The organism is Burkholderia sp. GW821-FHT14F03 (genome assembly GCF_058803765.1).
Genome location: NZ_JBXAPG010000018.1, coordinates 131,920 through 142,886, shown reverse-complemented (window position 1 = coordinate 142,886; position 10,967 = coordinate 131,920). Strand labels below are relative to the sequence as shown.

Sequence of the window (10,967 nt, the reverse complement as noted above, 5' to 3'; positions counted from 1 at the left end):
GCCTTCGGGCGCGCGCCGCCGCGCCGCGCCCGGCAGCCGCGCGCGCGGATCCGGCGGCGCCGGCGGCAAGCCGGCGCGCCGGGCAAACGAAGCGCCATGCGTCTCAGTCATTCGGTTTGTCGTCTCCGTCGGCCATCTGCGCGAGCCGGTTGTAGATCGTCTTGAGGCTGACGTCGAGCACCTCCGCGGCCTGCGCCTTCACGCCGCCGCACTTCGCGAGCGTACCGAGGATGATGCGCCGGTCGACCTCCTCCAGCGTCGTGCCGAACGATACCGTCACGCGTTCGGCGTCGGCCTGGGCGTCGCCCGACACCGAGGCCTCCGTCATGATCGGCGGCGGCAGCGAAGCGATCACGTCGTCGTCGTTGAAGATGCTCGCGCGCTGCACGAGGTTGCGCAGCTCGCGCACGTTGCCGGGCCATGCATAGGTTCTCAGCGCATCGAGCGCGGCCGGCGCGAACCGCATCGCGCGGCCGCTGTCCTCGTTGAGCCTCTGCAGGAAGGCCTGCGCGAGCATCGGGATGTCGTCGCCGCGCGCGCGCAAGGGCGGCAGCGCGATCGGAAACACGTTGATCCGGTGATACAGGTCGGCGCGCAGCTTGCCGGCCTCCATTGCCGCCTCGGGATCGCGGTTGGTCGCGGCGACGATCCGCACATCGACGTCGATCTCGCGTGCGGAGCCAAGCCGCGTCACGCGGCCGGTCTCGAGTACGCGCAGCAGCTTCACCTGCGACTCGACGGGCATCTCGGTCACCTCGTCGAGGAACAGCGTGCCGCCGTCCGCCCGTTCGAAGAAACCCTTGTGCTGGCGCTCCGCGCCCGTGAAGCTGCCGCGGTCGTGGCCGAACATCTCGCTCTCGACCAGGTTCGCCGCGATCGCGCCGCAATTGATCGCGAGGAACGGCCCGCGCCGACGCAGGCTCAGGTCGTGGATGGTCTGCGCGACCAGCTCCTTGCCGGTGCCCGACTCGCCCGTCAGCAACACCGACGCCTCGGTCACGGCCACTCGGCCGATCGCGTCGTACATCGCCTGCATCGGCGGCGCGCTGCCGAGCATGCGGCCGAAGCGCCCGAGGCGCTTGAGTTCGGAGCGCAGCGCGGCGATCTCCGCATGCAGCACGCTGGTTCTCGGCACGCGCGCGAAGATGCTGTTCAGGCGCTGCATGTTCAGCGGTTTCACCAGGTAATCGGTCGCGCCGTGGCGCAGCGCGTCGATCGCCGTCTCCAGGCTCGCATGGCCGGTGGTCAGCACCATCTCGCAATGCGCGCCGGCCGGCAGCTCGTCGAACAGGTCCATGCCGTTTCCATCCGGCAACACGAGATCGCACAACACCAGATCGGGTGTATGCACAACCATTCTGGCCCGCGCTTCCTCGAGCGTGGCCGCCGTATCGCACGTGAGCTGCTGGGCTTGCGCGAGCGCCGCGAGCATCGCGCGCGTATCGGCATCATCCTCGACGATCAGTACGTAGGGCATGGTGGCTCCTTCATGGATCGCATCATTCGCAGGCACGGCGACGCGAGATGACACGACGCGAATCCGGTCGGCAACATTGACCTGTCCGCCATCCAATCAGTAAAAACGAAACGCACGCCATGAGGCGGCGACGTCATCACTATAGGAACCGTGCACCGGCCGAAACGTTCGATCGAATATTCCTATCCGACCGTGTGCGGTGCATTGCGAGATTTAATTCATTTGAAGAACGAATCCGCTACGCTTGTCAGTACTGAGCAATCATCAAGCATCCCCCTTCTTGCGCGGACACTGCGGCGCATGCCACCCGCGGCCTCCCGCACAGCGAGCGATCCATGTCGAAACAGATCAACGACAGCCGGCGGCTGTTGGGCAATTCGTATTCGATGCAAACGTTGATGGGCAAACTGGAAAAGATATCGGCCACCCGCGCCAGTGTCCTGATCGTCGGCGAAAGCGGCGTCGGCAAGGATCTTGCCGCGCGGCTCGTGCACGACCTGAGCCCGCGTCGCGACGCACCGTTCGTGCCGGTCAACTGCGGCGCGATTCCGCCCGAACTCGCCGAGTCGCAGCTGTTCGGCCACGAGAAAGGCAGCTTCACGGGCGCCGTCGCGCAACACATCGGCTTTTTCGAGGCCGCGCGCGGCGGCACGATCTTCCTCGATGAAATCGCGGAGATGCCGCGCGCATTGCAGGTCAAGCTGCTGCGCGCGCTCGAAGCGAACGCGATCACGCGCGTCGGCGGCACCGCGGCGATTCCGCTCGACGTGCGCATCGTCGCCGCGACCCATCACGATCCCGGCGAGTCGGTCCGCGACGGCCGGCTGCGCGAGGACCTGTTCTATCGCATCGCCGTGTTCGCGCTGCGCATCCCGGCGCTGCGCCAGCGCGAGGACGACATCGAGCACATCGCGCGCGATTTCGTCGACGGGTTGAACGCGCGTCACCACACGCGCAAGCGGCTGTCGCCGCAGGCGCTGAAAAGCCTGCGCGGCTATCCGTGGCCGGGCAACGTCCGCGAGTTGCGCAACACCATCGAGCGGGCCTACATCCTCGCGAACGAGCAGATCGAGGTCATGCCGCCCCCGCGCCTGCCGCCGCGCATCGAGATCCGCAAGAACGCGATGATCCTGCCGATCGGCGCGACGCTCGCGCATGTCCAGCAGCGCTTCATCGCCGCGTCGCTGAATCATTTCGACGGCAACAAGCAGCGCACCGCGAAGGCGCTCGGGATCAGCCTCAAGACGCTGTACAACCGGCTCGCGCTGATGCGGGAGCCGGGGGACAGCGAGCCGGGGGCTTGATGCGCTGATGCTTCGGCGATTTGATGCCGTGCGCGTTGGAGGTGCGGCAGCGGCAGCAGAATATGCACGAGCCACCGGGTGCGAGACGCGGACCGCTCTCGACCGATGCGAAATGACACGCAGCGGATGGTTTTTACACGCGCGACGATTCGTCATCCGGATCCCCTCATGCGTTGCGCGATGGATCCGCTTGACGCGCAAACCACGCATCGTCGGCCGCGAGCGCGTGTTCGCGGGTCGCTCTCGATCGATGCGAAATGACACACCGTGGATGGTTTTTACACGCGCGACGATTCGTCATCCGGATCCTCTCATGCGTTGCGCGATGGATCCGCTTGACGCGCCAACCACGCATCGTCGGCCGCGAGCGCGTGTTCGCGGACCGCTCTCGATCGATGCGAAATGACACACCGTGGATAGTTTTTACACGCGCGACGATTCGTCATCCGGATCCCCTCATGCGTTGCGCGACGGATCCGCGTGACGCGCAAACCACGCGTCGCCGTCCGCCCGCGCATGTTCGCGTTGACCACGCCGCCGACCGGCACTGCGCGCTCGGCGGACGCAGTGTCTCGCGAGCACGACCTTCGGGAGGCGTGCCGGCGAACGCCGCGCGCCCGCCAACTCTCGCGTTCGCCGAGCGTTACCCGGTCCGGAAGCAGGCCCAGGCCCTCCCGCGCGATGCGCCACGGCCGGCCGGCTTGCCGTCAGGGTTCAAGATGCGGCCCCTTGCCCCGCGCCGCCCGATCGATTCACCCGCCACTCGCACCCGCGTCGCTCGAAGCGGCAGGCGCGCTCGCGCCGCCGGGCAAGCTCGCCGCCGCGCCGTTGTCCGCGGGCGCGGCCGCCGACCCCGGGGCCATCGCGGCCGGCCCCTGCGCCGAACTCGATTCGCTGTTCTCGTCCCGCTTCGAACAACCCGTCGCCAGCGCGACACCCGCCGCCATCGCGGTGATCAGAAGCGCCCGCCATGCGGGCTGGAAAGCGTCCTTACACATAGCACCTCCGAAGTTGTCTGCCGACATGGCGCCAGCAAGCGGCGTGCCGCATCGCTCACATCCGATCGTCGGCATCCCGCACCCCGCGCACGCAGCGCAGCAGCGACAGCCCATCGCGCGTCAGCACGGGCGCCGGCGCACCACTGCCGCGTTCGACGGAGACGAGCCGCCGTTCGAGCAGCACGCGGACCTCGTCGCGATCGTTGGAAATCTCGGCCGGCGCCTGGTGAATCAGGATAAGCGCGGCCACTTCATGCGGACTCAACATGGCTCCTCCTTGATCGTCGGGTGGAACGCCTGACGCGAAGTCCGGCGCATCGTAGTCTTGATACGAGCAAACCTCGTGCCGCGCGGGTTCGATGAACCCGCCCCTGCGCCATGAGGACACGTCGTACCATGTATGACGCGTCGCGCGCCGACGCCGCCTGCCACGCTGCCGAACCCGCGACGCTCCGCGCGCAGCTTATCCACGCCGCCGACACGCACACGCGTCGCACGGCGCACTCGCAGCGTGGCGCGCGCGCCCGCCACGCCCGACCGGAAAGGAGACCTCATGTCCGCCACGTTCACCGTACGCGCAGCCCGTCCGACGGACGCGGAAACGCTCACGGCGCTCGCGCGCCTGTCGAAGGCGCACTGGGGCTATCCGGACGCGTGGCTCGATCTGTGGCAAGCCGACCTGACGATCTCGCCGGACACGATCGAACACGCGCTCGCCTACGTCGCCGAGCGCGACGGCTTCATCATCGGCTTCTGGGTGAGGACCGTGCGCGATACCGATCAATTGACGCCCGGATGGCTGTTCGTGCATCCGGACCACATGGGCCAGGGCGTGGCCCGCGCGTTATGGGCGGCGCTGCGCGAAGGCGCGGCGGCTCAGGGCATCGGCAGTTTCGTGATCGAGGCTGATCCGCACGCCGTGCCGTTCTATCTTTCGCTAGGCGCGGAGCCGATCGGCGAGCGCGAATCGACGCGTATTCCCGGGCGCCGCGTGCCGATCCTGCGCCTCCCGGTGTAACCCGGACGCGACACACGCCGCTCGCGCCGCCCCCGCTTCACACCCGTCCGCGCACGGCGACGCACACCACGCCCGCCATCACCATCAGGCCGCCCACGAGCGTCGCGAGCCCGGGCCGCTCGCCCGTCAGCACGATCGACAGGCTGGTCGCGATGGCCGGCACGAGGTACAGGAAGTTCGCGGCGCGCGCCGCGCCGAAATGGCCGAGCGCGAAGGTCCAGGTCGCGTAGCCGATCGCCGCCGGAAACACGCCGAGCATCAGCGCGGCGGCCACCGTCGAGGCACTCGCCGTCGCGGCCGATGCCAGCGCGCCCGGCAACCACGGCGACAGCCACACCGCGCCGGCGAGCAACGTATAGCCGGCGCACGGCAGCGCGCCATACACCGGGATCAGCGGTTTTTGCAGCACGAAATAGACGGCGCTGCACAGCGCGGCGGCCAGGATCAGGCTTGCGCCCGCGCCGAGCACGAGCCCGCCCGGCTGGCCCACGGCGATCACGGCCACGCCGCCGAGGCTGAACAGCGAGCCGGCCCAGCCCCGGCGATTGAAGCGTTCGCCCAGGAACACCGTGGCGAGCAGCGCGGTGAAGATCGGCAGGGTCGAGGCGATGAAACTCGCCGCGCCGGCGCTGACGGTCTTTTCGCCGGTATTCAGCAACGCGTTGTACAGCGCGATGCCGATCGCGCCGCACAGCAGGAAGCGCAGCGCGTCGCGCGCGCTCGGCAGGCGCGGCCGCCGGGCCGCGAGCCACACGACGATCAGCACGGCGGCCGTCGCGAAGCGCAGCGCCGCGAGCTGCAGCGGCGACAGGCCCTGCAGACCGATGCGGATGAAGGGAAAGGCGCTGGCCCACGAGATCACCGTGATGGCGACGGCAAGTGCGGGAATCAACGGCGCGGACGGGGAACGGGACGAGATCGAGGTATTCATGCGGCCATCATCGCAGTGCGCGAGATGTTAAGCTAGCGCGCAAATCGCCAGTGAGATGTGATCATGAAGCACAGCTTGGCGGCACGTCCGCCGCTCGCGAACCTCGAAACGGTTTGCATCGTCGCCCATGAAGGCTCGCTCAGCGCGGCCGCCGAGGCGGCCGGCCTCACGCACAGCGCGATCAGCCGGCGCGTCGCCTCGATCGAGAACTGGCTCGGTTTCCCGCTGTTCGAGCGGCACGGCCGCGGGGTGCGGCTGACGCCCGACGGCCAGCGCTTCGTCGCGCGGCTCGAACAGGCCTTCGCGATCATCGACCGCGCCGCCGACCAATGGCGCGCGCAGCGCGGCGCCGAGGTCGTGCGCCTGAGCGTGCTGCCGTCGTTCGCGAAGCTGTGGCTGCTCGCGCGGCTGGCCGGGCTGGAGCAGGGCGAACCGCGCCTGCGGATCCAGTTGCAGATCGAGACGCGCAACGTGGACGTCGACGCCGGCGAGGCGGATCTGGCGATCCGCTACGGGCAAGGCGCGTGGCCGGGCATACACGCCGAGCCGTTCCTGGAGGAGACGCTGTATCCGGTGGCCAGCCGCGAACTGGCGCAGCGTCTGGCCGGCGCGACGGACGCGGACCTGCTCGCGCACCCGCTGCTGCACGACTCCGATCTGTCGGGCTGGCGCGCGTGGTTCGCGCCGTGCGGCATCCAGCTCAAGCAGCGGCAGCAGGACCGCCGCTTCGAGGACTACACCGTCGTGCTCGCCGCCGCCGAAGCCGGGCTCGGCATCGCGCTCGCGCGCACCCCGCTCGCCGAGGCCCATCTGCGGCGCAGCGGGCTCGTGCGGCTCAGCCCGCGCGCGGTCGTCAGCCCGCTGCAGTATTACTTCGTGAGTTCGCGCAAGGAGATGCCGCCGCAGGTGCGGGTGCTGATGGCGCGGATGGTCGAGGCGGCGCGCGAGGGTTGAGCGCGTGGCAGGAAAAGTGCTCCCTGCTTGGCGGTCAAGCCATTTCTCAAGCGTCATCCCGTATACGATCAGGTACGGAAAAGGAAAATTTAATTCCGATCGATTGCTTTCGTTTCCGATCGAATACGAAGCATCTTTCCAGTCATCGAATATGCGATACTGTTCCCGATCGGATACGAAGCGAGGTGGGCAATGCCAGACAACGCACCCGTCAACTCAACGTGGGATCTTGGAAACCTGATTCGCGCGGTCAGGCTCGAGCAGGACATGACCCGGGATGAATTGGCAAGCGCCACGGGACTCTCGCCAAAGTTCATCAGCCAGGTCGAAGCGGGCAAACCGACCGCACAGATCGGCAAGGTCATCTTCCTGCTGAACGAACTCGGCATTCGTCTTTTCTCACAGTCTTCCGTGGCAATCGCCAACGAGACTGTGATCAAGGCTTCGCAACGTCGCAGGAGCAGCCGTGGCAGCTAGAACACTGATTGCTTATGCCAACGGTCTGCGCATGGGCTCACTCACTGACGAGAACGGCATCTGGTCCTTCACCTACGATGCACAGTGGCTCGATTTCGAGAACGCCTATGCCCTCTCGCCAACCTTCACGCTGCGCCCGGAACCCTTCGTCGATCGTTCAAGTGATCGCCCCGTGCAATGGTTCTTCGACAATCTGCTACCGGAACGAGGCATGCGCACTGCGATTGCACGCGATGCGCGGCTCGATTACGCAGACGCATGGGGTTTGCTCGCTTACTTCGGTCGTGAATCGGCCGGCGCGCTGACGCTGTTGCCGGAAGGCGAACAAGAAGCAAATGGCGGGATGAGACCACTTACTCTCGAAGACCTCGAGCGGCGCATCCAGGCAATGCCTGAGCGTCCGCTAAGCGTGACCGCCCCCAAGCGCATGTCGGCAGCCGGTGCGCAGCAAAAGCTGCTGCTGATTCTCGACGGCGCAGCGCCGAACTACGCGCTCTTCGAGCCGGAAGGCAGCGAGCCATCCATGCATCTGCTCAAACCCGATATGCGAGCCGCCGGCTACCCGCACTCGGCGATCAACGAGTTCTTCTGCATGAAGCTCGCGAAGCGAATGGGGCTCGACGTTCCCGAGGTTCATTTTCTTCGTGCGCCATCGGCGTGCTACATCATCGATCGATTCGATCGGGACACGACGCAGACGCCGCCAACACGATTACATACGATCGATGCGATGCAACTGCTCAACTACGACAGCGAAATCAAGTACGAGAGAACGAACGCCGAACAGCTCGGTCGCGCAATCGAAAAGACCAGCACACGCGCGCTGACACGTCTGTCGATTTTCCGGTGGACCGTCTTCAACGTTCTGGTCGGCAATGGCGATGCGCATTTGAAGAACCTATCGTTCTTCGTGAACACACGCGGGTATCGCCTCACCCCCTTCTACGATATCGTCAGTACCGTGGTGTATCACTCACCGACCTATCGGCCCGCCCCCCCTCATGACCATTGGCCGCATTGCGCACTCACTATGCCGCTCGGTCATGCAATGCGGTTCTCCGAGATCGACATGGCTGCGATCGTCGCTTTCGGCAATACCCTGGGTCTTAAATCCAAGGCCGCAGAAATCGAACTACGACGCTTCCTCGACCCGCTCGACCGCATGCTCAATGCAACCCGCGATGAAGTTTGGGATATCGCACAACCCGATGCGGGAGAAGCCCGTCTGCTGAATTCCATCATCACGATGCCGATCGGAGAAATGAGTCGCGCATTGCTGCTCACGCGCGCTTGATCGCCATCGCCATGAATGCCACTCACCTCACGCTCCCACCACGCAGCAACCTCTCCCCGCCACCGCCTCCAACCCGACCAGCCGATACCCGAACTGCAGCTCGGTGAGCAGATGCCGGGGCCGCGTCGGCGCCGCCTCAAGCTTCTGCCGCAGGTTCGTCATGTACACCCGGACGTAATGCACGCGTTCCGCGTCATGAACGCCCCACACCTCGGCCAGCAGCTGCCGCGCGGCGATCACCCCGCCCTGCCCGCGAATCAGCGCGGCGAGCAGGCGGAATTCGAGCCGCGTCAGATGCACCGGCTCGCCGCCCCGCGTCACCGCATGCCTGCCCAGATCGACCACCACCTCCCCGAACCGCACGACCGACGACGACTGTCCGTCGCTCGACACGCTCGCCGCCCGCCGCAGCTGCGCCCGTGCGCGCGCGAGCAGCTCGGGCACGCCGAACGGCTTCGCCAGATAGTCGTCCGCGCCCGCGTCGAGCGCGGCGACCTTCTCCACTTCCTGCTGCCGCGCCGACAGCACGATCACGGGCACCGCCGACCAGTCGCGCAACTCGCGGATGAAAGTCTTGCCGTCGTCGTCGGGCAGGCCGAGATCGACGATCACGAGATCGGGCTTGCTGCTCGCCGCATACAGGCGCGCCTCGCGCGCCGTCGACGCCTCGCAGGTGTCGAGCCCCTCCTGTTCCAGCGCCATCCTGACGAAGCGCCGGATGTCCGCCTCGTCCTCGACGAGGAGCACGCGCGATTTGATCATGTCCGGCTCTCCGCTTCGACGGCGGGTGGCGTGCCCAGCGGCAGGCGGATCTCGAAACGCGCGCCGTGCGGTTCGAGCGGCAGCGCGCGGATCGACCCGCCATGCGCGGCCACGATGCTCCTGCACAGCGCGAGGCCGAGCCCCACGCCGGAAATCGACGACTCCCGCCGGCCGCGCTCGAACGGTTCGAACAGCCGCTCCGCGTCGCGCGCCGCGAAGCCGGGCCCGTCGTCCTCGACGCACAGCACGATGGTCTCGTCGGCCACCCGCGCGCGCACCGCGACCGACGCGTCCGCGCCCGCATACTTGGCGGCGTTGTCGAACAGATTCATCAGCACGCGTTCGATCAGCAGCGCGTCGACGTCGATCAGCGGCAGGTCGGCCGGCAGATCCGCCTTCACGTCGCGCCCGGCCAGCACGCCGGCCCCTTGCGCGAGCGCGCTGCCGACGATCTCGTCGAGCATGTGCCACTCGCGGTTCAGCCGCACGCCCTCGCTTTGCATGCGCGCGAGGTCGAGCAGGTTCACGACCAGCCCGTGCAGCGCCTCGGCCTGGTTGCGGATGCCGCGCGCGAGCCCCGACGCCTGCCCCCGCGCCAGTCGCTCCGGCCATTCGAGCGTCTCCGCCAGCCCGCGGATCGCGGTCAGCGGCGTCTTCAGGTCATGCGACACCGCGGCCAGCAGTGCATGGCGCAGCCGCTCGCCTTCCATCTTGACGAGCGTCTGCTGCGCGACGCCCACGTAGTGCACGCGCTCCAGCGCCATCGCGATCGACGAGCACAGCGCATCGAGCAGGCGCCGGTCGTCGGGAGCCATCGGGATCGGCTGCGCATCGGCGAGCAACGCGAGCACGCCGCGCACGCGCATCGGCGCTTGCAACGGCAGGTACAACGCGACCGAGCGCTCGAACGCGGGCATGCCGCGCCCTGCGCCGCGCGCGTGGTCGTAGACCCAGCGCGCCGCCGCCGGATCGACGAACCACGCCTCGCGCGGCGGCGTCAGCCGGTCGTCGGCGTCGGGCAGCACCAGCGCGACGTGCACGCCGAGCAGCGGCGCGATGGTGCCGGTGCACACCGCCGCGATCTGCTCGATCTCGATCGCCCCCGTCAGGTCATGCGCGACGCGCGCCAGCGCCGCCGAACGCATCTCGTTGGCCCGCGCGGCGCGCGCCTCGGCGCGCAGGCGCGCCGCGAGCTGGCCGATCGCGAGCGCCACCGCGAGCATCAGCGCGAAGGTGAACACGTATTGCGTGTCGGACACCGCGAACGACAGGCGCGGCTCGACGAAGAAGAAATCGAAGCAGGCGACGCAGACCAGCGCGGCCCACGCGCCCGCCAGGCGGCCGAGCCGCAACGCGATCAGCACGACCGTCATCAGGAACAGCATCACGACGTTCGACAGGTCGAACACGCGCAGCAGCGCGCTCGCCGCGATCGTCGCGACCGCGCACACGAGCGTGGCCCACAACAGCGGCAGCGCATGCCGCGACAGCCATGCATGGGTGCGCGGGCGCACGTAGCGCGCGGGCCAGACCTCGGGGCCCGCGCCCGCGATCCGGTCCGCCAGGCCCGCACACGCGCGCAGGGCGGCGCGCAGGCGGCTGTCCTCGCGGCCGGCGCGCGCGCGCCGGTCCTCCATGCAACGGCTCCCTTCGTTCACGTTCATACGCGGTTCCGGCAAGTAGAAAGCCGTCCGGCCCCGGGGGGGGGGGGGGGGGGGAGGAGGGGGGGGAGGGGGGGGGGGGGGGGGGGGG

Annotated in this window: 11 protein-coding genes; 5 read left to right on the top strand and 6 right to left on the bottom strand. The window is 67.9% G+C overall.

The window, feature by feature from the left end:
- Positions 1-103: 103 nt before the first annotated feature.
- Positions 104-1,477 (bottom strand): sigma-54-dependent transcriptional regulator, encoded by a 1,374-nt coding sequence (locus tag AC1RQF_RS14725; RefSeq protein WP_273997094.1) that lies wholly within the window; start codon positions 1,475-1,477, stop codon positions 104-106.
- A 335-nt stretch (positions 1,478-1,812) separates the two neighbouring features.
- On the opposite strand from AC1RQF_RS14725, the gene AC1RQF_RS14720 reads away from it, so the two are divergent.
- The gene (locus AC1RQF_RS14720) at positions 1,813-2,781 is read left to right on the top strand and encodes a sigma-54 interaction domain-containing protein (protein ID WP_273997095.1); all 969 of its coding nucleotides are present in this window, start codon (positions 1,813-1,815) and stop codon (positions 2,779-2,781) included.
- Between the two features lie 752 nt (positions 2,782-3,533).
- Here AC1RQF_RS14720 and AC1RQF_RS14715 read toward each other — a convergent pair.
- Together AC1RQF_RS14715 and AC1RQF_RS14710 are read right to left on the bottom strand one after the other, a co-directional pair.
- On the bottom strand, positions 3,534-3,779 hold the full coding sequence (locus AC1RQF_RS14715; protein WP_273997096.1) for a hypothetical protein: 246 nt from the start codon (positions 3,777-3,779) through the stop codon (positions 3,534-3,536).
- A gap of 55 nt (positions 3,780-3,834) precedes the next feature.
- The gene (locus AC1RQF_RS14710; RefSeq protein WP_273997097.1) at positions 3,835-4,047 is read right to left on the bottom strand and encodes a hypothetical protein; all 213 of its coding nucleotides are present in this window, start codon (positions 4,045-4,047) and stop codon (positions 3,835-3,837) included.
- Between the two features lie 285 nt (positions 4,048-4,332).
- On the opposite strand from AC1RQF_RS14710, the gene AC1RQF_RS14705 reads away from it, so the two are divergent.
- Positions 4,333-4,797 carry a GNAT family N-acetyltransferase gene (locus AC1RQF_RS14705; RefSeq protein ID WP_273997098.1) on the top strand — a complete coding sequence of 155 codons (465 nt, stop codon included), beginning with the start codon at positions 4,333-4,335 and terminating at the stop codon, positions 4,795-4,797.
- Between the two features lie 37 nt (positions 4,798-4,834).
- Here AC1RQF_RS14705 and AC1RQF_RS14700 read toward each other — a convergent pair whose 3' ends face one another.
- On the bottom strand, positions 4,835-5,728 hold the full coding sequence (locus AC1RQF_RS14700; protein WP_492872331.1) for a DMT family transporter: 894 nt from the start codon (positions 5,726-5,728) through the stop codon (positions 4,835-4,837).
- A gap of 63 nt (positions 5,729-5,791) precedes the next feature.
- Between AC1RQF_RS14700 and AC1RQF_RS14695 the strand changes: the two genes are divergently transcribed.
- From AC1RQF_RS14695 to AC1RQF_RS14685, 3 genes are all read left to right on the top strand, one after another.
- On the top strand, positions 5,792-6,682 hold the full coding sequence (locus AC1RQF_RS14695) for a LysR substrate-binding domain-containing protein (RefSeq protein WP_273997100.1): 891 nt from the start codon (positions 5,792-5,794) through the stop codon (positions 6,680-6,682).
- A 192-nt stretch (positions 6,683-6,874) separates the two neighbouring features.
- Positions 6,875-7,159, top strand: a complete 285-nt coding sequence (locus AC1RQF_RS14690; protein WP_273997101.1) for a helix-turn-helix domain-containing protein — start codon at positions 6,875-6,877, stop codon at positions 7,157-7,159.
- On the top strand, positions 7,149-8,453 hold the full coding sequence (locus AC1RQF_RS14685) for a HipA domain-containing protein (RefSeq protein WP_492872330.1): 1,305 nt from the start codon (positions 7,149-7,151) through the stop codon (positions 8,451-8,453). Before AC1RQF_RS14690 ends, AC1RQF_RS14685 begins: the two co-directional genes overlap by 11 nt.
- A gap of 27 nt (positions 8,454-8,480) precedes the next feature.
- Here AC1RQF_RS14685 and AC1RQF_RS14680 read toward each other — a convergent pair whose 3' ends face one another.
- Both AC1RQF_RS14680 and AC1RQF_RS14675 read right to left on the bottom strand, forming a co-directional pair.
- Entirely contained in the window at positions 8,481-9,215 is a 735-nt protein-coding gene (locus AC1RQF_RS14680) for a response regulator (protein ID WP_492872329.1), read from the bottom strand.
- Positions 9,212-10,852 (bottom strand): DUF4118 domain-containing protein, encoded by a 1,641-nt coding sequence (locus AC1RQF_RS14675; protein WP_492872336.1) that lies wholly within the window; start codon positions 10,850-10,852, stop codon positions 9,212-9,214. Before AC1RQF_RS14675 ends, AC1RQF_RS14680 begins: the two co-directional genes overlap by 4 nt.
- Between the last annotated feature and the right edge of the window lie 115 nt (positions 10,853-10,967).